Below are 22,109 nucleotides of genomic sequence, written 5' to 3' on the forward strand. Positions count from 1 at the left end.
AGGCGTCACAATTCACTGGCAACATTGCGATGCAGAAATACTGTGACCCTTCCTGGAAATCTGATGAAAATTCTCCTGACGCCCGCCATCCGACTCATGCAGCGCCTGCGCCTGCTGCCCAAATTCATGCTCGTCTGCCTGGTCTTCCTGCTGCCGCTGGCGCTGGTGACGACCTTGCTGATTGCCGAACTGGGCAAGTCCCTATCCCAGGCACAAGAGGCGCAAGGTGGCGTGCGCTATGTGCACCAGTTGCAGGAAAGCACGCGCTTGCTACAGCAGCGTCGTGGCGAAGAACATCTGCGCCTGAGCATGAAGCGCGCCGTCGATAGCGGCGCCACGGCGCTCAACGGCAAGATCAACACCGCCTTGCAAGCCCTGCAGGCGTCGCCATCGGGCGCCGGTTTGCCGCAAGTGGCAGAACTGTTGAAGCAATGGCAAGCGTTGCTGGCGGGCCAGGCCAGCCTGGCCGCCAAGGAGAGCTACACGGCGCACACGGCCCTGATACGCCAGGCCGGCAAGCTGGTGCAGCTGGTGGCCGACCGTTCGCACATGAACCTGGACGGCGAAGCAGGCGCCAGCCACCTGAGCAATGTCTATACCGGCTTTCTGCCCGACCTGGCCGAAAGCCTGTCCGACATCGCCGGCCGGGGCGGTGCGTATATCGATACGGGCTTGTTCGAAGCCAATGAAGACCAGCTGGTCAACGCCACCGCACAGATCGCCCGCCATGACCTGGAACGCCTGCCGGCCCGCTTTGATGAAATCATCAGCAGCCAGCCAGCCCTGAAAGCGCCGCTGGAACCGGCCTTGAAAGCCCTGCCGGCCGCGCTGGCCTTTTTGGACCGCACGAAAAATGAGGTGACCAATTCCTACGGGCAGACTTCGGGCGCAGCCTTTCACAAGGCGGGCATGCAGGCCATCGATGGCCTGTACGCGCTGGCAGCCACCTCCGGCAATGCGCTGCAGGCGGTGCTGGCCGAGCGCATCGCCCGCGACCAGGCGCGGCGCGCATTGATCCTGGCCGCCATGCTGCTGGTGCTGGCCATAGCAGCCTACCTGTGCGCCGGCTTCTACGCCTCGTTCTCGCGCGACGTGGCGCAATTGCGCCTGGCCGTGGGCGCGGCAGCGGCGGGCGATCTGTCGCACCGTATCGACAGCAGCGCACGCGATGAAATCGGCGACCTGGTGCGCGACTTTGGCGCCATGACGCGCGGCCTGGCCAAGCTGGTGCAGGAAATCCGCAGCGGCGCCGCCGTCATCGCGACAGCCGGCGCCGATATGGCGCAAGGCAACCAGGCGCTGTCCGGCCACACGGCTACCCAGTCCGAGGCGCTGGGCGCCACCGTGGACTCGATGCGCGAACTGACGGCCACGGTTGGCCGCAACGAAGCCCACGTCGCCCAAGGCAGCACCTTGGTCGCTTCGGCGGCCGACGTGGCGCGCCGCGGCGGCGAGACCGTCACCGCCGTGGTCGACACCATGGCTTCGATCAAGGCCAGCTCGCATAAAATCGTCGATATCATCGGCGTCATTAATGGCATCGCCTTCCAGACCAATATCCTGGCCTTGAATGCGGCCGTGGAAGCGGCGCGCGCCGGCGAACAGGGACGCGGTTTTGCGGTGGTGGCAGCCGAGGTACGCAGCCTGGCGCAGCGTTCGAACGAGGCGGCGCTGGAAATCAAGCGCCTGATCGGCGATTCGGTGGCGACGGTGGATGCGGGCGGCGAACTGGTCAACGCGGCCGGCAGCACCATGCGGCAAGTGGTCGAGGCAGTGCAGCAGGTGGCGGTAGTGATCGGACGCATCAGCAGCGCTGGCGCCGAACAGAATGGGGAAATTGCGCAAATCAATGGCGCGCTGGCGCAGATCGATGACATGACGCGCCAGAATGCCGCGCTGGTCGAAGAAGCGCGCATCGGCGCGCAGCGCCTGCATGAAGAGGGGGAAGCGCTGACGCAGGCAGTCAGCCGCTTCCGCCTGGAAGAAACAGCGCAGCTGGCCGCTGGTGCGCCTCGCCACGGCTTGCCCAGCGTGCGGCCGGCCGGTTCCTGGAGCGCCAACAAGCCGCGCGTCATAGCACAAAACCACGCGCAACGGCGCAAGGCTTGACACCTATCAGATCAAGCCTAATGCGATGTAGGACTGGGACTACAATTCCGCCTCAATAGAGACTACAAAATGGCGACTACTAATCTTATGTTCGCCAATGACATAAGCTTTTAAAGTAGCTACATCGTGATCTGCATGATAAAGCTGGTTAAAAACTACGACCAGCTACGCAGCCATCACACTCCGATGTAAAAAAGCCTGTGAGGAATTATATGAACCATACCCAACTTAGCACCCCGGTCCTGAAAAACCAGTTGCCGCCGCATGCCATACCTGCGGCAGGACGGGAAATCAAGCTTGCGTCGCGGATCAGCCTCAGTAGCGCACAACAAAATGAATTGCTGGCTGCCCTGCCCCGCGCCGCGCTCGAATCACTGTTTGAACACCTGGAGCTGGTAGAACTGCCTTTCGGCAAAGAACTCTACGCTTACGGCAACCACCTCGAATACAGCTACTTTCCCACCACTGCCATCGTCTCGCTGCTGTACGTGATGGAAGACGGCGCCACCACCGAAATCGCCGTCGTCGGCCATGAAGGCGTCGCTGGCGCTTCGCTGGTGGTCGGTGAACGGGCCATGTGCACGGCTGTCGTGCAAAGCGCTGGCTACGGCTACCGCCTGAAAACGCAATGCCTGCGCGACGCGTTCAACCAGGGTGGCGCACTGCCGCAACTGCTGATGCGCTACACCAATGCCCTGTTTGCGCAGATGGCGCAAAACGCCGTGGGCGGGCGCCACAGCTCGATCGAACAAAAACTGTGCCGCTGGCTGCTCGACCGCCTGGACCGCTCGCCATCGAATGAATTGAAAGTGACGCAGGAACTCATTTCCATCATGCTGGGCGTGCGCCGCGAAAGCATTACCGCCGCCGCCGGCAAGCTGCAGGAAGAAGGCTTGATCCACTACCGCCGCGGCAATATCACGGTACTCGACCGCCTGGGCCTGGAAGCCTATGCCGGCGAATGCTACAAGGTCGCGAAGACCGAATACGACCGCCTGCTGCGCGACGTGGCGCGCTGCTAAACCGTTAGTACTTAAAAAAATGGCCGGGCATGATGCCCGGCCATTCTTATTTCTGCCTATTTATTGCTGCTGCGATCTATGCGTCCAGTTTCTCGCCAGCATAGGCAGACTCCCCAGTCCCAGACTGCTCTGGCGCCAGGGCCATCGGGATCAGTGCTTCCACGCAAGTGCCTTTGCCATCCGGTCCGGGCCGCACCGTCAGGGTTCCACCCAGCAACAGGGCGCGCTCGCGCATGCCCAGCAAGCCATGCGACATCGGCTTTTGCAGCGCATCTTCGGCAATGCCGATGCCATCGTCGATCACGCGCAGCACCAGGCCCCGCTCATTGCGCTTCAGGGTCACGCTAACGGCGCCGGCGCGTGCATATTTCATGATATTGGTCAGCGATTCCTGCACGATACGGAATAGCGCAATCGTCAGGGTCGCTTCGCGGTTGTCGATATTGATAGCCACGTCCGTTTCACAGCGCACTTCGCTCATGCGCGAAAAGTCCTCGCAATAGCTTTCGATAGCGGCGCACAGGCCCAGGTTGTCGAGCAAGCTGGGGCGCAAATCTTCGACGATGCGGCGCTTCAGTTCCACCGTTTCCAGCAAGGTGGCCTTGGCGCGGCGCAGTTGCGCGGCCAATTCGGGCGCCGTATGCGTCAATTGCTGCGTGACGGCACCCAGATCCATGCTGATGGCCGTCAGGTTGGCGCCCAGCTCATCGTGCAGCTCGCGCGCCAGGCGCGCCTTCTCCACTTCATTGACGCTGATCAAATGCCGCGACAGCACGGATAATTGCTCGGTACGCTTGTTGACAGTCGACTCCAGGGTATCGTTGGCGTTTTGCAGCGCAAATTCCACCGCCGTGCGGTTTTGGAAACTGCGCCGCACCAGTTGGTAAAACATCACCAGCACCAGGATAGCCAGCGCATTGATGCCGATGCCCAGCATCACGGCCTTTTGATACTCCTGGTAAAAGGCCGCGCTGCCGGCCGCCAGCGCCTCGTTTTGCTCACGCGTCATAATCACCACCTGCAAGCGGATCTCGTCCATGGTGGAGCGCTCATCGGTCACGCGCGAGATATTGACGATATCGGCTAGCCCGCCCTGCCGGTAGACTTCGATCGATTGTTGCAGCATCGACATCTTGCGGCGGATCAAGGTCTTTAGCTGGGCCAGATTCCTGAGCTGGCTGGGACTGGACGCGAGCAAGGTTTGCAGCTCGTTGAATTCGTTTTCAATTTCGGCGCCGGCTGTCTTCGACGGCCCCAGATAGGTTTCCGAACCGGAAATGTAATAGCCGCGCAAGCTGCTTTCCGTATCGAGCACCAGAACATTGAGATATTCCAGGCGGTCGGCCACGCGCGCGCTCTTGGTGAGCAAGGCATTCGTGCCCTTCAAGGATTCCAGATTATGGTAAAGACTGAAACCATTGAGTATCAGCAGCAATGCACAGGTGACGCACAAGATCGTCTTGTACAGAGGCAAGGGCTGATTGGGGGCCGGTTCAACGGTGAAGTACATCCTGATGTGCATCCTTAGCTAGACCCGGCGCAGCAAGCAAGGCCAGCGCCGGCCAATGATAGTCCGCGCCACACACTGCAGCACCGCACAACATCAAGATTGTGCCTGACGTAACGCGCAGTTGGGCGATCATGCAAGCATGATCGCACCGCCCGGCTAGTCAAGCAAATTGTTTTTCATTGCGTAATAGGTCAAGTCGCTGTTCGATTGCAAGCCCATTTTTTCCATGATGCGCGTACGGTAAGTGCTGACCGTCTTGATGCTCAGCGACAAGGCCACACCGATATCGGACACGGTAGCGCCACGCGCCAGGCGCAGGAAGACCTGGAATTCGCGGTCCGACAACTCGGTATGCAGGGCCGCCGTCGTATCGCGGTCGAACGATTGGGCCAGCAACTCGCCCACGGTGGAGCTGACATAGCGCCGCCCCTGGAACACGGTGCGCACGGCCGTCATCAGCTCGTCCGCTTCACATTCCTTGTTCAAATAGCCGTTAGCGCCCATCTTGAACAGATTGAGCGCATATTGCTGGGCAGGATAGCCACTCAGTATCAGTACGGGCAATTCCGGCTGCCCCTGGCGGATGGTGCGCAAGGTATCGATGCCGCTCTGATCGGGCATGGCAATATCGAGCAACAGCACATCGCATATTTCGCGGCGGGCGATATCGAGCGCTTCGCGCCCCGTACCGGCTTCCGCCACGACACTAAAATCGCTTGAAGACGAAAAAATCTGTTTGAATCCAGCTCGTACTATTTGGTGGTCATCACAAATGGCAACGCGTATCATTGTTTCCCCTTATATTTTCCTGGCCTGGGAAAGACTACCGGTGCCTGAATACAGCACCAGCTCAGCGTCACTGACAAAAACGCAACATAAATATTATATTTAAAATACGGCGCGCCGTACGTACCGGCAATGCGTCATCGCATTTTAGTCAAAAAAACAGTACTACACGTAGATAAAAGCATCAGTACACCCATATTGGTGCAAATCTTATTTTAGCAAGTTCAGGATCGCGATTAATTCTTCGCGTATCCAGGCGCGGTCCAGTGGCGCCTCTTCCGGTACCGCCGCAATCACGGGCAAGGCGGGCAGCAACACATCGCCATCCAGTGGAGTATGCGCGGCGCCACGGCTATCGAGCTTGTTGCGTGCACCGCTAATGGTAAAACCTTGCTCATACAACAATTCACGGATACGCCGTATCAGCAGCACTTCATGGTGCTGATAATAACGGCGGTTACCTCGTCGTTTGACGGGTTTGAGCTGGGAAAATTCCTGCTCCCAGTAACGTAGCACATGCGGTTTGACGCCGCACAATTCGCTGACCTCGCCGATCGTGAAATAGCGCTTGGCCGGTATCGGTGGCAAAACGATCAACTCGGTTTTACTGATGCGCTCGTTCATCGCCACTCACTCAGGCAGCACGTGCCAGCGGGCTGGTCTCTTCGACCATGCTTTTCAGCTTTTGGCTGGCGTGAAAAGTCACCACCCGGCGCGCCGTGATGGGGATCTCTTCGCCTGTCTTCGGGTTGCGGCCAGGCCGCTGCGGCTTGTCGCGCAACTGGAAGTTGCCGAATCCCGATAGTTTGACGGCCTCGCCCCGCTCGAGCGCATTGCGGATTTCATCGAAAAAGGTTTCGACCATATCCTTCGCTTCGCGCTTGTTCAGGCCCACTTGCTCGAACAACAGTTCGGCCAGCTCTGCCTTGGTCAAGGTGGGTAAATCTTTTTCCGCTTCCTGGCGCACTTTGGCAACCAGCATGGCCCGATGCAAATCGGCAGCCAATGCGGACTGCAGTACGGCGGAATCAACGTCGCTATTATTAATTTTCCTGCCCTGCCTTTTCTGTGCGCCCGAACCCGCCACGTGAAGATGGCGGGTCCGTTCTCGGTTTTCGGCGGGCCTGGCACCACCCGCAAGCGGTGCCCGGTCCGACTGTTACGAACGCAATTTAGCGTCGTGGCCCTGCTTGGCCGCTTCGATCAGCACGGCCATCAGGCCATCGACCACATCGTCTTGCAGGGTATTTTGAGTATCTTGCAAGCTAATCCGGAAAGCAAGGCTTTTTTCATCCGTTTCCAGACCTTTGCCGCGATATTCATCAAATAAAACAATGGCTTGCACGATGCGTGCTGCCGGGCTGGCCTTGGCAGCCGCCTGGAAGGAATCGAGCACATCCTGCACCGCCACCGATTGCTTGACGACCACCGCCAGATCGCGGCTGGCGCCCGGGAATTTCGAAATTTCCGCGTACACCGGCAAAGGACGCTGCTCCAGTGCCACCGCATCGATTTCAAACAGCACTGGCGCTTGCGGCAAGTCATACTTTTGCATCCAGCGGGGATGCAATTCACCGATAAAGCCGATGACCTTGCCATCGAGCTCCACATTGGCCGAGCGGCCTGGATGCAGCGCTGGATGTTCAGCCTTGGTGAAACGCAATACCAGCGGCGAGAACAACGCTTCCAGGTCCGCCTTGACGTCGAAGAAATCGACGGTGCGGGCTGGCTGGCCCCATTGCTCATCAGCTACCGGACCGTAGGCCACGGCGCCAACGCGCTTCGGCTGATCGTAGCCGGCGACCGTCACGGCGCCGTTTTCCACGGACGCATCACGCTTGTAGATGGCGCCCACTTCAAAGATACGGATACGGTTGGTCTTGCGGTTCAGGTTATAGCGCACCACCGACAGCAAGCTGCCGATCAGCGAGGTACGCATCACGCTCATCTGGCTGGCAATCGGATTTTGCAAGGTGATCGGATTCGTGTTGCCCGAGAAATCACGCTCCCACGCAGCGTCGACAAAGCTCATGTTGACCACTTCCTGGTATGCCAGGTCAGCCAGTTCATGGCGCACGGCAAACAGCGAACGCGTGTTTTCTGGCGCGATCTGCATCACATTGGCAGCCACCGGTGGACGGGTCGGGATATTTTCAAAACCGTACACGCGCGCCACTTCTTCGATCAGGTCTTCCTCGATCTCGATGTCGAAACGGTAACTCGGCGACGTCACCGAGAACACGCCATCGGCCAGCGTGTATGGCAGGGCCAGGCGCGTGAAGATATCGGCGACCAGTTCATCCGTCAACGGCACGCCAATGACTTTTTGCGCGCGTGCCGTGCGCATGGTGACTGCTGCGCGTTGCGGCAAATTGGCTACCTGGTCATCGATCGGGCCGACGGTAGTGGCTTGCGTACCGCAAATTTCCACGATCAGGGCCGTGATGCGCTCGATGTGTTCCACATTGGTGGCGAAATCCACGCCGCGCTCGAAACGGTGCGCCGCGTCGGTCGAGAAATTGAAATGGCGGGCGCGGCCACGGATGGCGTCTGGCCACCAGAACGCTGCTTCCAGGTAAATGCTGTCGGTATCGTCCGATACCGAGCTGGCGTCGCCGCCCATGATGCCGGCCAGCGATTCGATTTCCTGGTCGTCGGCGATCACGCCGATCCACTCATTGACGGCGACCGTGTTGCCATTCAACAATTTGACAGTTTCACCAGCCTTGCCCCAACGCACATCCAGGCTGCCGTGGATCTTGGCCAGGTCAAATACGTGGCTAGGACGGCCCAGTTCCAGCATGACATAGTTGGAAATATCCACCAGCGCCGACAGCGGACGCTGGCCGCTGCGCTCAAGGCGCTGCTTCATCCAGTCCGGCGTGGCCGCCCTGGCGTTCAAGCCGCGAATCACGCGGCCCGTGAAACGGCCGCACAGGTCCGGCGCGCTGATCTTGACTGGCAGCACTTCATCGCTGCTGACAGGCACGGTACGGAATTGCGGTGCCAGCAATGGCACGCCCGTCAAGGCCGACACTTCACGCGCCACGCCCAGCACGGACAGGCAATCGGCCTTGTTCGGCGTCAGCTTGATCGTGAATTTCAGGTCGTTCAAGGCGTAGTAGTCGCGGAAGTTCTGGCCGATCGGTGCGTCGTCCGGCAACTCCATCAAGCCGGCGTTTTCTTCCGACAATTTCAATTCGCGCGCGGAGCACAGCATGCCTTGCGACTCGACGCCGCGCAGCTGGCCTACCTTGATTTCAAACGGCTTGCCATCGGCGCCAGGCGGCAGCACGGCGCCAGCCTTGGCGCACACCACTTTCAAGCCGGGGCGTACGTTCGGCGCACCGCAGACGATGTTGAGCATGGTGCCGGTGCCGACATCGACCGTGCACACGTTCAGGCGGTCGGCGTTCGGGTGTTTCTCCGTCGTCAAGACCAGACCCACCACCACGTTCGAGAATGGCGGAGCGACAGCTTCGACGTCCTCCACTTCCAGACCAGACATGGTCAGCAGGTGGGACAGTTCGTCCGAAGTCATCTTCGGATCGACCATGGTACGGAGCCAGTTTTCGGAAAATTGCATAATCAAGCCTTCAAAGGGTCAAAGCTCACCGCGCGAGCACATGCTCAAGCGCGGCAAATCATACGGAACAACGCTTAGTTGAATTGCTTCAGGAACCTTAAATCGCCTTCATAGAACAGGCGCAGGTCGCTGATGCCGTAACGCAGCATCGTCAGGCGCTCCAGGCCGGAGCCGAAAGCAAAGCCGATGAATTTCTCTGGGTCGAGGCCAAAGTTGCGCACCACGTTAGGGTGCACCTGACCCGCGCCCGATACTTCCAGCCAGCGGCCTTTCAGGGGACCGGAACCGAAGGCGATGTCGATCTCTGCCGAAGGCTCGGTGAACGGGAAATAGGACGGACGGAAACGCACTTGCAGGTCGTCCGTTTCAAAGAATGCCTTGATGAAGTTCAGGTACACGCCCTTCAGGTCGGCAAAGCTGATGTCTTCGGCGATCCACAGGCCTTCGACCTGATGGAACATCGGCGAATGGGTGGCGTCGCTGTCGACGCGGTAGGTGCGGCCTGGCGCGATCACCTTGATCGGCGGCGTATGCGTGCGCGCATAGCGCACCTGCATCGGGCTGGTGTGCGTGCGCAGCAGCAAAGGCTTGCCATCGCTGTCATTGCCATCGATGTAGAAAGTATCTTGCATGGAACGCGCCGGATGATTTTCCGGGCTATTCAGGGCCGAGAAGTTGGTCCAGTCAGTCTCGATTTCCGGGCCATCGGCCACGTCAAAACCGATCGAGCTGAAGATGGCTTCCACACGTTCCCAGGTACGCATCACCGGATGGATGCCGCCCGGCATGCGGCCACGGCCTGGCAGGGTCACGTCGATCGCCTCGGCGTTCAGACGGCCTTGCAACTGGGCATCGGCCAATGCATCACGGCGCGCTGTCAGCGCGTCTTCGATCTGCACCTTGACGGCGTTGATCAGGGCGCCCTGCGCCTTGCGCGCATCCGGGTCCAGTTTGCCCAGGCCCTTCATCATTTCAGTAATCTGGCCAGTCTTGCCCAGGTAGCGGGCTTTGGCGTTTTCAAGTGCGGCAGCGTCTGCGGCGGCGATAAAGTCAGCCTGGGCCGAGACGACGAGTTCTTCTAGGGAGTTCATGCGGCTTTTCCTGTTTTGGACAGCTATCCTGGAGTCAGTCGTCTAGACAGAGCCCAAGAATCAAAAACGGAAACGGGGCATAAGGTGTTAAGACCTCTGCCCCGCTCTTTATAACGTCACCCTACGGATGACGCTGTGCAATGACCGTGCTTACGCAGCGATTTTTGCTTTAACTGCGTTGACAATCGCAGCGAATGCTGGCTTGTCCATCACAGCCATATCGGCCAGGACTTTACGGTCCAGTTCGATATTTGCTTTTTTCAAGCCGTTCATGAATACGCTGTACGTTACGCCATGCTCACGGGAAGCGGCGTTGATACGGGCGATCCACAGGCGGCGGAAAACGCGTTTCTTGTTGCGGCGATCGCGGTAAGCGTATTGGCCAGCGCGCATAACTGCTTGCTTGGCAACACGGTATACACGGCTGCGGCGACCACGGTAGCCTTTAGCTTGAACAAGAATCTTCTTATGACGGGCACGAGCTGTAACCCCACGTTTTACTCTAGGCATAGTAACTCCTTAAATTGAGTGTGAGATTAAGCAGTCGGCATCATACGCAGCACGGACGTGACGTCCGAAGCGTTGATGTTACGTGTACCGCGCAACTGACGTTTGTTTTTGGTGGTTTTCTTGGTCAGGATGTGGCGTTTGAACGCGTGACCCGACTTGACTGTTCCACCTGGACGCACGCGAAAACGTTTTTTCGCGGAGCTTTTGGTCTTCATTTTAGGCATAGCAATCTGTCCTCTTACGGACAGCTCCATTTATAACAGGATTGCAGGTGGCAACACGACGCTGCGCTTAGATGCCTGCTTTCACATGTTGTGCAGCGGATGCGAGTCCGCTACAGTTTTGAGCGGCCCGGACATTACTACCCGGGCCGCTCAAATTCTGCCTGGGGTAGAGTGCCGCATCAAAGTTGATGCATGTCAGTTCCACCCACAGTAAAACGCTATTGTATCTTACTTTTTCTTCTTAGGCGAAAGGACCATGATCATCTGGCGGCCTTCCATCTTCGGAAACTGCTCGACCTGGCCAAATGGCTCCAGATCAGCCTTCAGACGCTCCAGCATGCGGAAGCCAATATCCTGATGCGCCATCTCACGGCCGCGGAAACGCAGCGTGATCTTGGTTTTATCGCCATCCTCGAGGAACTTGATGAGGTTACGCAACTTGATATTGTAGTCACCATCATCAGTCCCCGGACGGAATTTGACTTCCTTCACGAGGATGATCTTTTGCTTCAATTTGGCTTCGTGAGCTTTCTTTTGCTCCGAATACTTAAATTTGCCGTAGTCCATCAAACGGCATACCGGTGGCTGCGCAGTAGGCGCAATTTCCACCAGATCAACGTTTGCCTCTTCCGCCAGGCGGAAGGCTTCAGCCAAACTTACGATACCGAGTGGCTCGTTATCGACCCCACTTAAACGCATTTCAGGGGCAGTGATTTCGCCATTGATGCGATGTGACTTGTCAGTAGCTATTGTAATTTCCTTTAAAAATCTTATAAAACGGTCGTGCTGCGAGCTTCCTCGTCAGGCCTTGGTGTCGACTTCAAGTTTGAGTCGCTCTATCAGGGCATCGACGGACATGACGCCCAGATCGACATTGCCCCGCGCCCGCACGGCCACCGTATTTGCATCCCGCTCTTTATCGCCAATCACTAAGATATACGGCAATTTTTGTACGGAATGTTCACGTATTTTATAGGTAATCTTCTCGTTACGCAAATCAGCCTGTACGCGCAGCCCCGCTTTGCGCAGTTTTGTTGTAACTTCTTGTACGTAATCAGCTTGAGCGTCGGAGATGTTCAACACCGACACTTGCACTGGTGATAACCACAGTGGCATGGCGCCCGCATAGTGTTCGATCAGGATGCCGATAAAACGTTCCAGCGAACCGACAATCGCGCGGTGCAGCATGATGGGCACCTGGCGCGTATTGTCCACGGCCACATATTCGGCACCCAGACGGCCCGGCATCGACGGGTCGATCTGCACGGTACCTACTTGCCATGCGCGGCCCAGACTATCCTTCAGGTGGTACTCGATCTTCGGACCATAGAAAGCGCCCTCACCCGGCAATTCAGTCCACTCCACGCCGCAGGCGCGCAGGGCCGAACGCAGCGACTCTTCCGCCTTGTCCCACGATTCTTCCGTACCGATGCGGCTGTCCGGACGCAAGGCCAGCTTGACGTCGATATTGGTGAAGCCGAATGCCGTGTAGACATCCATCGCCTGCTGGTGGAAGGCCGTCACTTCTGCGGAAATCTGTTCTTCCGTGCAGAAAATATGGCCGTCATCTTGCGTAAAGCCGCGCACACGCATCATGCCGTGCAAGGCGCCCGATGGCTCATTGCGGTGGCATTGGCCGAACTCGCCGTAGCGCAGTGGCAGATCGCGGTAGCTGCGCATGCCGCTGTTGTAAATCTGCACGTGACCGGGGCAGTTCATCGGCTTCAAGGCGTAGGAACGGTTTTCCGATTCCGTGATGAACATGTTTTCACGGTAGTTATCCCAGTGGCCGGTTTTTTCCCACAGTCCACGATCGAGGATTTGCGGCGCCTTGACTTCCTGATAGCCATTGACCTGGTACACATTGCGCATGTATTGCTCAACTTGCTGCCAGATCGACCAGCCCTTCGGATGCCAGAAGATCAGGCCCGGCGCTTCTTCCTGGAAATGGAAGAAATCGAGCTGCTTGCCAAGCTTGCGGTGATCGCGCTTTTCCGCCTCTTCCAGGTTGTGCAGGTATTGCTCCTGATCTTCCTTCTTGGCCCAGGCCGTACCATAGATACGCTGCAGCATCTCGTTTTTCGAGTCGCCGCGCCAGTAGGCGCCCGCCAGCTTCATCAGCTTGAACACTTTCAGCTTGCCCGTCGATGGTACGTGCGGGCCGCGGCACAAGTCCGTGAACTTGCCTTCGGAATACAGCGACACTTCCTGATCGGCAGGAATCGCGCCGATCAGCTCAGCCTTGTAGGCTTCGCCGATACCCTTGAAATACTCGATCGCTTCATCGCGCGCGACGACCTTGCGCGTGACTTGCTCATCTTTCTTGGCCAGTTCGGCCATTTTCTTTTCGATCGCCACCAGATCTTCCGGCGTGAATGGGCGCTTGTAGGCGAAGTCGTAATAGAAACCGTTGTCGATCACAGGGCCGATGGTCACTTGCGCTTCAGGGAACAATTCCTTGACGGCATAGGCCAGCAAGTGGGCGGTCGAGTGGCGGATCACTTCCAGGCCATCGGCATCCTTGTCCGTGATAATCGCCAGTTCGGCGTCTTGCTCGATCAAATGAGAGGTATCGACCAGTTTGCCGTCGACCTTGCCGGCCAGCGCGGCCTTGGCCAGGCCGGTACCAATATTGGCCGCAACCTGGGCCACGGTGACCGGGCCGTCAAATTGACGGGCGGAACCATCGGGAAGTCGGATTGTAAGCATATTGATCTCCATGTCGGCGCTGGCGCCAGGTAAAACTGCAATGTGTGGAATGGACTGAAAAAACCGGGAGGAAAACGCAGACGCAAAAAAACGCGGACTAGCCGCGTTTTTCACTTTTTTGAGACAAAGGAAACCCGTTCGACTAGCGTCACTCCCAAAGCTTGGTAGTAGTTCGCGGTGTCATAACCGGTTTACCCTTTCTTTCTCTCTAACTGCATTCTGGTGGGCGGTGAGGAATTCGAATCCCCGACCCCTTGGATGTCGACCAAGTATTCTAACCAGCTGAACTAACCGCCCGTAAAACTGTGTTGATCATTTTATTTTAAATGACCGCTTGCGGCTTGCGCCAGCTTAAAAATCATCTACTGCCAAATTCTGGTGGGCGGTGAGGAATTCGAATCCCCGACCCCTTGGATGTCGACCAAGTATTCTAACCAGCTGAACTAACCGCCCCGAAGACCAGCATTATAGAGAGGCTTTCCTGTAAATACAAGGGCTGTTTTACAGGAAACTTTAATCATTTTCCCGGGCGTCAGCCCCTTTTATATAGGGAAGGTCCGCCCTGCATGGAATGGAGCTAGAATCGCAACATGAATTCAACCTTATTATCCACCTTGCTACGTTGGTTAAAGACCCTGAGCCGCATTTGCGGTTTCGAAACGGCAGACTCCTTCCCGCCGGGTCACCCGTATGCGCGCACGCGCTGGGAGCCGGCTTATTTCGATATTGCATCCGATGTGAAGCCGGACGAGATCGAACGGCGCCTCTGCGCGGCGATTTCCAACACGCCGACTGTGTTCGCCTATATCACCAATCCTACGCCGCGCATGCAGCGGGCGCTGCTCAATACCATCCACGAACGGCTGCGCCGCCAGCCAGGCGCCGGCGCCACCGATCTGGTGCTGCTATTAATTAACGCCTATCAAAGCCCACACATCAGCGAAGCCGTACCCGGCCTGCGCAACCTGATACGCGAGACGCAGCATGAAGACACCAATCTGCGCGTGCATGCCGTGCTGGAGTTGCTGATAGGCACGCCACGTGGGCTCGATGTGATCGATATGCCGGCTTAAGCATGGTTCGCGGGCACGTAACGTGCGCGCAGACGCATGAACGGTGTTTCCACCAGTACATATAAGAGCCAGCCCGCAGCGATGCTCACAACGATGCTGGCCAAAATGGCCGGCAGACTGTCCGCGCCATAACCCATGCCCTGCCAGACAGGCTTGAGCAAGATGCACAGCTGCTTGTGCAAGAGATAAATTGCATATGACCACAGCGCCAGGCTGGCCGCGCCCGGTACGCGCACTGTATAGAGCACGCTGCCGGGGCTGAGCGCGGCGATCAGCAGCAAGGTAAAACTGGCCGCCAGCGCGGGATAGCCGACCACCGTCACCCAGTAAGCATAGTGATTAGTAAAGAAAACAAACAGCATCAGCGCCGCGCCCGCCAGACCAGCTAACAGAGTGCGGTTGCCATATGCAGTGATGCGCGACCAGGCGGCAGGATGGAAATTCTTCAGCAGCGCCAGCGCCACGCCCAACACCAGCTCGTCAAAGCGGCACCACGAGGCGTAATAAATGTATTTGTAATAGCCGAGGCCGCCGTGCGGCACGTGCACGTATTCATTCCACAGATAGGCCCGCACCAGCATGCCGGCTATCACACTGGCGGCCACGGCTATCCACGCCCAGCGCAAGGATAGTCGGCAGGCGGCAATCAGCATCGCCACGGCGGGCAGCAACACATAAAATTGCTCTTCCACGCAGAGCGACCAGGCATGTGAAAAAGCCGTGCCCGGCGTCAGGTTGATGTTTTGCGTAAAAGTCAGAAACTTCCAGATGGGCAGCAAGGGATTGTCGCCACGAAACGCTGGCCACAGATAAAACAGCGCCAGCACCACATAGAAATTGGGCAAGGTACGCAAGAAACGCCGCGCATAAAAATGCCTGAGCGAAAAACCTTGCTCGCTTCGCAAGGCGGCAAAAATCTGGTTGCCGATCAGATAGCCGCTCAGCGCAAAGAACAGATCCACGCCGGTCCAGCCGATATCTCCCCAGAAAGCAAAAGCATGACCATCGCTGACGAACAGCAGATAATGGTTCATGAAGACCAGCACGATGGCCAGCGCGCGCAAGGTATCGAGGCCGTACAAACGGGAAGAAGGCGAATGGCTGGACATGAAAATCAAGAGGGAAAACAAGGCTGGCGCCGATCATGCCACGCCGGACCCTGCCATGGCCAGATTTTTACGGCAGGCACAAGGAATGCCGCTAAAATAGGCCGATCCCGCCTTCCCTTTACGACACAGCATAGGATAAAACCAGCATGAGCAGCGCACTTCAATTCAAATCCATCAACTACACGGGCCAGGGCAGCGGCCCGCGCCTGATCGTCACGGGCGCCGTACACGGCAATGAAACCTGCGGCACCAAGGGCATACAGCGCGTGATGGCAGAGATCGATAGCGGCGCCCTGCCCATCCTGGCCGGCAGCGTCACATTCGTGCCAATCACCAACCCGCTGGCCTACGCCAAGGGCGTGCGCAGCGGCGACCGCAACCTGAACCGCAACCTGTTCCCCAACGACAATCCGCAAGACTTTGAAGACCGCATCGCCAACTGGCTGTGCCCTTTGCTGGGCCAGCACGATGTGCTGCTGGACTTGCATTCGTTCAACGCCGACAGCCAACCGTTCGTGATGGTCGGCCCGCGCAACAACGATGGCCCGCTGCAAGCTTTTAAACATGAGGAAAAGGAACGCGCACTGGCGCGCCGCCTGGGCGTGCGCCGCTTCGTCGATGGCTGGCTGCAAACCTATGGCTCTGGCGTACAACGCCGCCTGGGCAGCAGCGACCAGGTCGGCATGGTCTTGCGTTATGGCGTGGGCACCACCGAATACATGCGCTCGACAGGCGGCTATGCCCTGACCCTGGAATGCGGCCAGCATGCAGACCCGGCCGCACCGGACGTGGCCTACCGCGCCATCATCAACACCCTGGCCTTTTTGGGTTTTATCGACGCACCACAACCGGAACCGATCGCGGACGCCGACATGGAAGCGTTAAATATGGTGGTGGTGCACGACAAACTGCACGCCGGCGACCGCTTCATCAAGACCTGGTCCAGCTTTGACAAACTCAAGCAAGGCGACCAGATCGGCGTACGTGCCGACGGCACGCCCGTCACAGCCGAATTCGACGCCTACATCCTGTTCCCGGACGTCAATGCAGCCGCCAATGCCGAGTGGTATTACCTGGCGCGGGTAAGCGCGAGTTTCTGATCAATGTCCGACGGACTTTGAAAAGAGATTAATCACCAGCACGCCGGCAATGATCAGGCCCAGGCCGATCAGCGCCGGCAGGTCCAGGCTTTGCTTGAACCAGAACCAGCCGACGGCGGAGATGAGCACGATGCCTACGCCGGACCAGATCGCATACACGATGCCAGTGGGTATCACCCTGATCGTCAGCGACAAGAACCAGAAGGCGATGCAATAACCAGCCACGGTCAGCAGGCTGGGCCACAACCGGCTGAAGCCGTCTGACGCCTTCAGCGCGCTGGTGGCGATCACTTCGGCAATGATGGCGATGGCCAGGTAGAGATAGGTCATGGCAAGACTCATAGATATCCTCTTTAGCGTTTATTGCGGACTCAGCAATTTCAAGCCCAGGATGCCGGCCACGATCAGCGCGATACAAACGATGCGTGCGGCGCTGGCCGGCTCGCCAAACATCATGATGCCGAAAATGGCCGTGCCCACCGTGCCGATGCCGGTCCAGATGGCGTACGCCGTTCCCAACGGCAAGTTGCGCAAGGCCATGCCCAGCAAGACCACGCTGCCCAGCATGGCAATCGCCGTCAGGACGGAAGGGATGGGACGGGTGAAGCCTGCACTATATTTGAGGCCAACGGCCCAGCCAACTTCCAGCAAACCGGCCAATACAAGGATGATCCAAGACATCGCTTCTCCTGATGGGCAGGGTCGTCCCCGCCTGCAGCCCCATCGATACTAGCGGGGTCGTCCCCACAGGAGCAAAAGGCGGCGAGTATAGCATTGGCCAAAAAATCTTGCCTGATACACACTAACTACTAGTGCGCCCGCTCTAATCAAAAAACTGCCAGAAGTAGCCGACTGGCCTGATAATTACTTTATCTATATCAACTATTTTCCAGGAGACACAATGCTTATTTTGGCCCAGGCGCTTACCGCGATCATCTTGCTGCTGCACGTATATATCGTTTTGCTTGAAACGGTGCTGTTCGACTCGCGCGGGCGCAAGGTATTTGGTCTCAGCCAGGAAAAAGCAGACATCGTGCGCCCCGCCATGTCCAACCAGGGTTGCTATAACGGTTTCCTGGTGGCAGCGCTCACCCTGGGCTTCTTTTACCCGGACGCGGCCATTGCCCATGCCTTCACGGTATTCGGCCTGGTATGCATCGCCGTGGCCGGCATCTGGGGCGCGGCCACGGTCATGACCCGTATCCTGTACCTGCAAACCGTACCTGCCGTGCTCGCCTTGCTGCTGTTTCACTTCGCCTGACTCTTTCCGGGCGGCCAGCCGGGCCGCCCTGCTTCCCCCTAACCTTCTGCAAAATACCAGCCCGCCAGCAGGCTTTTTATTTATATCGTATTATGACGATATTAGATTTCAAAAAACCCGATATATAGTTCGTCTGCAGGCGAACAACAAGGCAAAAACATGGACATCGACGCTATCCACAAGGCCCTGGCCAATCCGGTACGCCGGCAAATATTGCAATGGCTTAAAGAGCCAGAGCAGCATTTTATCGAGCAAGACCATCCGCTCGATTTCGGCGTGTGCGCCGGCTTGATCGGCGGACGCCTGGAATTGTCGCAGTCCACTGTGTCAGCCCACTTGGCCACCTTGCAAAAGGCGGACCTGATTTCTCCCAGAAAGGTCGGGCAATGGAGCTTCTTCAAGCGCAATGAAGCCACCATCCAGGCTTTTCTGGAACATATGCAGCAAGGTTTGTAATCGCAGTCTCCACAGCAAGCAGCACTCCCCCACACTCGACAGGAAAGACTTTTATATCATGGCAACATTATTCGACCCTATCACCATCGGCAGCCTGCAACTGAAAAACCGCATCATCATGGCCCCACTGACCCGTTCGCGCGCCACCAATCCCGGCCGCGTGCCGAACGAGCTGATGGCCCAGTACTACGCCCAGCGCGCTACGGCCGGCCTGATCATTTCGGAAGCCACCTCCGTGACGCCACAAGGCGTGGGCTACGCCGATACGCCAGGCATCTGGAGCGATGAGCAGGTGGAGGGCTGGAAACATGTGACCAAGGCCGTACACGACGCCGGCGGCAAGATCGTATTGCAACTGTGGCATGTGGGCCGCATTTCCGCGCCCATGTTCCTCAATGGCGACCTGCCTGTCGCGCCTAGCGCCATCAAGCCGGCCGGCCACGTCAGTCTGGTGCGTCCAGAGCAGGAATTCGTGACGCCACGCGCGCTCGATACGGAAGAAATCCCTGGCATCGTTGCCGCTTACCGCCTGGGCGCAGAAAACGCGAAAAAAGCCGGTTTTGATGGCGTGGAAATCCATGGCGCCAACGGTTATTTACTGGACCAGTTCCTGCAAGACAGCACCAACAAGCGCACCGACAACTATGGCGGCTCGATCGCAAACCGTACCCGTCTGATGCTGGAAGTCACCGACGCCTGTATCGCCGTATGGGGCGCAGACAAGGTCGGCATGCACCTTGCGCCGCGCCGCGATGCGCACGACATGGGTGATTCGACCCCGCGCGAAACCTTCGGCTACGTGGCGCGCGAACTGGGCAAGCGTAAAATTGCCTTCATCTTCGCACGCGAAGCGCAAGGCGAAGACAGCCTGAGCCCGTACCTGAAGCAGGAATTCGGCGGCGTGTATATCGCCAATGAAAAGATGGACCGTGCCGCCGCTGAAGCGCTGCTGGCCAGCGGCGCGGCCGACGCCATCGCCTTTGGCCTGTGGTTCATCGCCAATCCAGACTTGCCTAAGCGCTTGCACAGCGATGCAGAGCTGAATCCGCTGAACCCTGCGACGATTTACTCGCCTGACGCTACCGGCTATACAGATTACCCAGCCCTGGCATAAGCCTTTATCCACGCCCTACCGGCGGCGGGCGCAGCGACACCAATGCAGGCAACTGCCTGATCGCCGCGCCCGCCGCTTTTTTATGGCGCGTCTTTAGTTCATCAGCGCCATCGCCGCCGCGCCGGCCGGGCCGGGCGGCGTGCCTGCATGCCGCTGAACACGCGGTAAATCACTTCCGCTGGCACGGCGTTTTCACGCAGGTAGGCAGTCGCCACCGTCCTGCCCAGGGCATGATGAAATGCCACACCACGCTCCACCACATTGGCCATGGCCTGGTCCGCCCTGGCGTTATCACTGCCACACTCCCCACTGTTTTTCATGCCCCGCTCCCTGTCAGATACATCACGCCAGCTTTGCTACGCATATACAAGCCACTGTATCAACTCCCATACATGCAGATGCATCGTTTCATGCATATCAAGCTCCATACAGATAAGACAGCGGTAGCCATGATTAGTGCCCGCACACCGGCCTAGCATCGCTAAAATAACAATCAACCTCTTCCCGATCCCGCATGGATGGAGGCGCGGGTGGAAAAGTCTATGCTTGTCGCCACCGCCAGCCCCGTATAGAATGCCTGCGCATATTTTTTGCCGCATAAACAACACTGCGGCGCCATCAGAACAGAGTCAAGCACACGAGAGGGTATTCATGGACGATTTATTTGTACAGCCGCGCGACCTGCCGACCTGGCACCAGCGCAGCGCCATGCGCGTGCTGCATCTGTTTGGCTGGCGCATGCGCTTCCGCCCCCTGCCCGGTCCACGCGGCATCGCCGTCGTCTATCCACATACCTCAAACTGGGATTTCATGGTCGGCCTGTTCGGCAAATGGGCGCTGGCCCTGCCGTTCCGCTGGCTGGCCAAGGATTCGCTGTTCCGTGGCCCGCTGGGGAAAATCTTGCGCTACCTGGGCGGCGAACCGGTCGACCGCAGCACTACCTGCGGCACCATCCAACGCCAGGCCGAGCGCATGCTGGCTGCCGACTGGTACTGGCTGGCGATCACGCCCGAAGCCACGCGCAGCTACCGCCCCAACTGGAAGAGCGGCTTTTATCACCTGGCGCTGGAAGCCAAGGTTCCCTTGCTGCTGGTCTACATCGATTACCCGAACAAGGTGCTGGGCGTGGTCGACCATCTGTACCTGACGGGCGACAAGGAAGCCGACATGGCAGCCATCGCCGCCGCCTATGCGGGCCACCAGGGCTTGCACCCGGAAAATGCCGCGCCTATCGTGCTGTCCGACAGACGCCCCAATTAATTCATCCCCATCAAGACCAAGCCTACGGCCGTGATGGCCGCGCCAGCCACGCGCACGACCCGCTCGGCCAGCATCTGGCCGATAAAGCGGCCACTCAACAGCAAAATGGCCGAGGCCAGCATGAAACCGCAAGTGGCGGGCAAGGCCGACAATTCCTGGCCATGCGCATTGCCGTGCGCCAACGCAAACACGCCCACCAGGCCCATGGCCAGCCAGCCTGGCATGCTCAGGGCCAGCGCGATGGCCAGGCCAGTCAAGGCCACAGTGGCGGCAATCCCCATTTCCAGGCCCGGCAGCCCCAGGCCCGCCATGCCGGCCAGCGCGCCGATCAGCATCATGGCCAGGAAAGTCAAAGGCTGCTCCAGGCCACGGCGCTGCTGGGCGCCCCAGATGCCCACGCCCAGCATCGCCAGCAAATGATCGATGCCGGTAAAAGGATGGATGAAGCCGGCCAGGAAGCCCGTGCCATGGTCGTGGCCCGGATGGGCCATGGCCGGCAAGCTGACCAGCGCCAGTGCCGCCAGGGCGCCCAGGTGTTTCAATCGTACAGTCATGCCATCTCCTTGCTATGTTGATCGAGCAAACCCTGCTCGCGGATAAAATCGATCACGGCCTGCACGCCATCGCCGCTGCGCAGGTTGGTGAAGACAAACGGCCGTTGACCACGCATGCGCTTTGCGTCCTGCGCCATGATGTCCAGGTTGGCGCCCACATACGGCGCCAGGTCCGTCTTGTTGATGATCAGCAGGTCGGAGCGCGTGATGCCGGGCCCGCCCTTGCGCGGAATTTTCTCTCCGCCAGCCACGTCGATCACGTAGATCGTCAGGTCAGACAGTTCGGGACTGAAGGTGGCGGCCAGATTGTCGCCGCCCGACTCCACCAGGATCAGCTCCAGATCAGGGAAATCGGCCTGCATGCGGGCGATCGCTTCGAGGTTGATCGAGGCGTCTTCACGAATGGCCGTGTGCGGGCAGCCGCCCGTTTCCACGCCCATCAGGCGCTCGGCCGGCAAGGCGCCGGCGCGCAGCAGGATTTCCATGTCTTCCCGCGTATAGATGTCATTCGTGATGACGGCCATGTCATAGCGTTCGCGCATGCCCTTGCACAGCATTTCGCACAAGGCCGTCTTGCCCGAGCCTACCGGGCCGCCTATGCCCACCCGCAGTGGGTTCGATGTAATGGATGTCAT

General features: G+C 58.4%; 24 protein-coding genes and 2 tRNA genes. 8 read left to right on the forward strand and 18 right to left on the reverse strand.

Going from position 1 to position 22,109, the window contains the following annotated elements:
- Window positions 1–63: 63 nt before the first annotated feature.
- Together HDE75_RS12850 and HDE75_RS12855 are read left to right on the forward strand one after the other, a co-directional pair.
- Window positions 64–2,109, forward strand: a complete 2,046-nt coding sequence (locus HDE75_RS12850; RefSeq protein ID WP_183677292.1) for a methyl-accepting chemotaxis protein — start codon at window positions 64–66, stop codon at window positions 2,107–2,109.
- Window positions 2,110–2,321: 212 nt separating this feature from the next.
- Window positions 2,322–3,131: a Crp/Fnr family transcriptional regulator gene (locus HDE75_RS12855; RefSeq protein WP_260174007.1), complete on the forward strand. Its 810-nt coding sequence runs from the start codon at window positions 2,322–2,324 to the stop codon at window positions 3,129–3,131.
- Between the two features lie 76 nt (window positions 3,132–3,207).
- Here the strand turns inward: HDE75_RS12855 and HDE75_RS12860 are convergent, their stop codons facing one another.
- From HDE75_RS12860 to HDE75_RS12915, 12 genes are all read right to left on the reverse strand, one after another.
- Window positions 3,208–4,641, reverse strand: coding sequence for a sensor histidine kinase (locus tag HDE75_RS12860; RefSeq protein WP_183677291.1), 1,434 nt, complete (start codon window positions 4,639–4,641; stop codon window positions 3,208–3,210).
- Window positions 4,642–4,797: 156 nt separating this feature from the next.
- Window positions 4,798–5,430 carry a response regulator gene (locus HDE75_RS12865; RefSeq protein ID WP_183677290.1) on the reverse strand — a complete coding sequence of 211 codons (633 nt, stop codon included), beginning with the start codon at window positions 5,428–5,430 and terminating at the stop codon, window positions 4,798–4,800.
- Between the two features lie 207 nt (window positions 5,431–5,637).
- Window positions 5,638–6,051 (reverse strand): MerR family transcriptional regulator, encoded by a 414-nt coding sequence (locus tag HDE75_RS12870; protein ID WP_183677289.1) that lies wholly within the window; start codon window positions 6,049–6,051, stop codon window positions 5,638–5,640.
- A gap of 10 nt (window positions 6,052–6,061) precedes the next feature.
- Window positions 6,062–6,409, reverse strand: coding sequence for an integration host factor subunit alpha (locus tag HDE75_RS12875; RefSeq protein ID WP_010399205.1), 348 nt, complete (start codon window positions 6,407–6,409; stop codon window positions 6,062–6,064).
- Window positions 6,410–6,586: 177 nt separating this feature from the next.
- A complete protein-coding gene (pheT, locus tag HDE75_RS12880; protein ID WP_183677288.1) occupies window positions 6,587–9,013 on the reverse strand; it encodes a phenylalanine--tRNA ligase subunit beta in 2,427 nt (808 codons plus the stop codon).
- Window positions 9,014–9,087: 74 nt separating this feature from the next.
- A complete protein-coding gene (gene pheS / locus HDE75_RS12885) occupies window positions 9,088–10,104 on the reverse strand; it encodes a phenylalanine--tRNA ligase subunit alpha (protein ID WP_183677287.1) in 1,017 nt (338 codons plus the stop codon).
- Window positions 10,105–10,254: 150 nt separating this feature from the next.
- Window positions 10,255–10,614 (reverse strand): 50S ribosomal protein L20, encoded by a 360-nt coding sequence (gene rplT, locus HDE75_RS12890; RefSeq protein ID WP_010399214.1) that lies wholly within the window; start codon window positions 10,612–10,614, stop codon window positions 10,255–10,257.
- Window positions 10,615–10,640: 26 nt separating this feature from the next.
- The gene (gene rpmI / locus HDE75_RS12895; RefSeq protein ID WP_183677286.1) at window positions 10,641–10,838 is read right to left on the reverse strand and encodes a 50S ribosomal protein L35; all 198 of its coding nucleotides are present in this window, start codon (window positions 10,836–10,838) and stop codon (window positions 10,641–10,643) included.
- 228 nt (window positions 10,839–11,066) lie between these two features.
- On the reverse strand, window positions 11,067–11,612 hold the full coding sequence (gene infC / locus HDE75_RS12900) for a translation initiation factor IF-3 (RefSeq protein ID WP_254926743.1): 546 nt from the start codon (window positions 11,610–11,612) through the stop codon (window positions 11,067–11,069).
- A 27-nt stretch (window positions 11,613–11,639) separates the two neighbouring features.
- Window positions 11,640–13,547, reverse strand: a complete 1,908-nt coding sequence (gene thrS, locus HDE75_RS12905) for a threonine--tRNA ligase (RefSeq protein WP_183677285.1) — start codon at window positions 13,545–13,547, stop codon at window positions 11,640–11,642.
- Between the two features lie 220 nt (window positions 13,548–13,767).
- Window positions 13,768–13,844: transfer RNA gene (locus tag HDE75_RS12910), tRNA-Val, on the reverse strand.
- A gap of 79 nt (window positions 13,845–13,923) precedes the next feature.
- A tRNA-Val gene (locus HDE75_RS12915) sits at window positions 13,924–14,000 on the reverse strand.
- A 137-nt stretch (window positions 14,001–14,137) separates the two neighbouring features.
- On the opposite strand from HDE75_RS12915, the gene HDE75_RS12920 reads away from it, so the two are divergent.
- Entirely contained in the window at window positions 14,138–14,620 is a 483-nt protein-coding gene (locus HDE75_RS12920; RefSeq protein ID WP_183677284.1) for a hypothetical protein, read from the forward strand.
- Here HDE75_RS12920 and HDE75_RS12925 read toward each other — a convergent pair.
- Entirely contained in the window at window positions 14,617–15,729 is a 1,113-nt protein-coding gene (locus HDE75_RS12925) for an acyltransferase family protein (RefSeq protein ID WP_183677283.1), read from the reverse strand. The genes HDE75_RS12920 and HDE75_RS12925 overlap by 4 nt on opposite strands.
- Before the next feature lie 146 nt (window positions 15,730–15,875).
- On the opposite strand from HDE75_RS12925, the gene HDE75_RS12930 reads away from it, so the two are divergent.
- Window positions 15,876–16,829, forward strand: coding sequence for a M14 family metallopeptidase (locus tag HDE75_RS12930; RefSeq protein WP_183677282.1), 954 nt, complete (start codon window positions 15,876–15,878; stop codon window positions 16,827–16,829).
- Here HDE75_RS12930 and HDE75_RS12935 read toward each other — a convergent pair whose 3' ends face one another.
- Window positions 16,830–17,159, reverse strand: a complete 330-nt coding sequence (locus tag HDE75_RS12935; protein WP_183677281.1) for an SMR family transporter — start codon at window positions 17,157–17,159, stop codon at window positions 16,830–16,832.
- A gap of 30 nt (window positions 17,160–17,189) precedes the next feature.
- Window positions 17,190–17,510, reverse strand: coding sequence for a quaternary ammonium compound efflux SMR transporter SugE (gene sugE / locus HDE75_RS12940; protein WP_183677280.1), 321 nt, complete (start codon window positions 17,508–17,510; stop codon window positions 17,190–17,192).
- A 220-nt stretch (window positions 17,511–17,730) separates the two neighbouring features.
- Between sugE and HDE75_RS12945 the strand changes: the two genes are divergently transcribed.
- The 3 genes from HDE75_RS12945 (at window position 17,731) to HDE75_RS12955 (ending at window position 19,660) form a co-directional block, all read left to right on the forward strand.
- On the forward strand, window positions 17,731–18,090 hold the full coding sequence (locus HDE75_RS12945) for a DUF1304 domain-containing protein (RefSeq protein ID WP_183677279.1): 360 nt from the start codon (window positions 17,731–17,733) through the stop codon (window positions 18,088–18,090).
- A 159-nt stretch (window positions 18,091–18,249) separates the two neighbouring features.
- Window positions 18,250–18,546 carry an ArsR/SmtB family transcription factor gene (locus tag HDE75_RS12950; protein ID WP_183677278.1) on the forward strand — a complete coding sequence of 99 codons (297 nt, stop codon included), beginning with the start codon at window positions 18,250–18,252 and terminating at the stop codon, window positions 18,544–18,546.
- 58 nt (window positions 18,547–18,604) lie between these two features.
- On the forward strand, window positions 18,605–19,660 hold the full coding sequence (locus HDE75_RS12955) for an alkene reductase (RefSeq protein ID WP_183677277.1): 1,056 nt from the start codon (window positions 18,605–18,607) through the stop codon (window positions 19,658–19,660).
- 101 nt (window positions 19,661–19,761) lie between these two features.
- On the opposite strand, the gene HDE75_RS12960 is transcribed toward HDE75_RS12955, so the two are convergent.
- On the reverse strand, window positions 19,762–19,980 hold the full coding sequence (locus tag HDE75_RS12960) for a hypothetical protein (RefSeq protein WP_183677276.1): 219 nt from the start codon (window positions 19,978–19,980) through the stop codon (window positions 19,762–19,764).
- A gap of 331 nt (window positions 19,981–20,311) precedes the next feature.
- On the opposite strand from HDE75_RS12960, the gene HDE75_RS12965 reads away from it, so the two are divergent.
- Window positions 20,312–20,920 carry a 1-acyl-sn-glycerol-3-phosphate acyltransferase gene (locus tag HDE75_RS12965; RefSeq protein WP_183677275.1) on the forward strand — a complete coding sequence of 203 codons (609 nt, stop codon included), beginning with the start codon at window positions 20,312–20,314 and terminating at the stop codon, window positions 20,918–20,920.
- Here HDE75_RS12965 and HDE75_RS12970 read toward each other — a convergent pair.
- The gene (locus HDE75_RS12970) at window positions 20,917–21,474 is read right to left on the reverse strand and encodes a HupE/UreJ family protein (RefSeq protein ID WP_183677274.1); all 558 of its coding nucleotides are present in this window, start codon (window positions 21,472–21,474) and stop codon (window positions 20,917–20,919) included. The two genes, HDE75_RS12965 and HDE75_RS12970, sit on opposite strands and share 4 nt — an antisense overlap.
- On the reverse strand, window positions 21,471–22,109 hold the full coding sequence (ureG, locus tag HDE75_RS12975) for an urease accessory protein UreG (RefSeq protein ID WP_183677273.1): 639 nt from the start codon (window positions 22,107–22,109) through the stop codon (window positions 21,471–21,473). The genes HDE75_RS12970 and ureG overlap by 4 nt, the downstream gene beginning before the upstream one ends.

Origin of the sequence: Janthinobacterium silvisoli (genome assembly GCF_014200725.1) — a bacterium.
Lineage (GTDB): Bacteria > Pseudomonadota > Gammaproteobacteria > Burkholderiales > Burkholderiaceae_D > Janthinobacterium.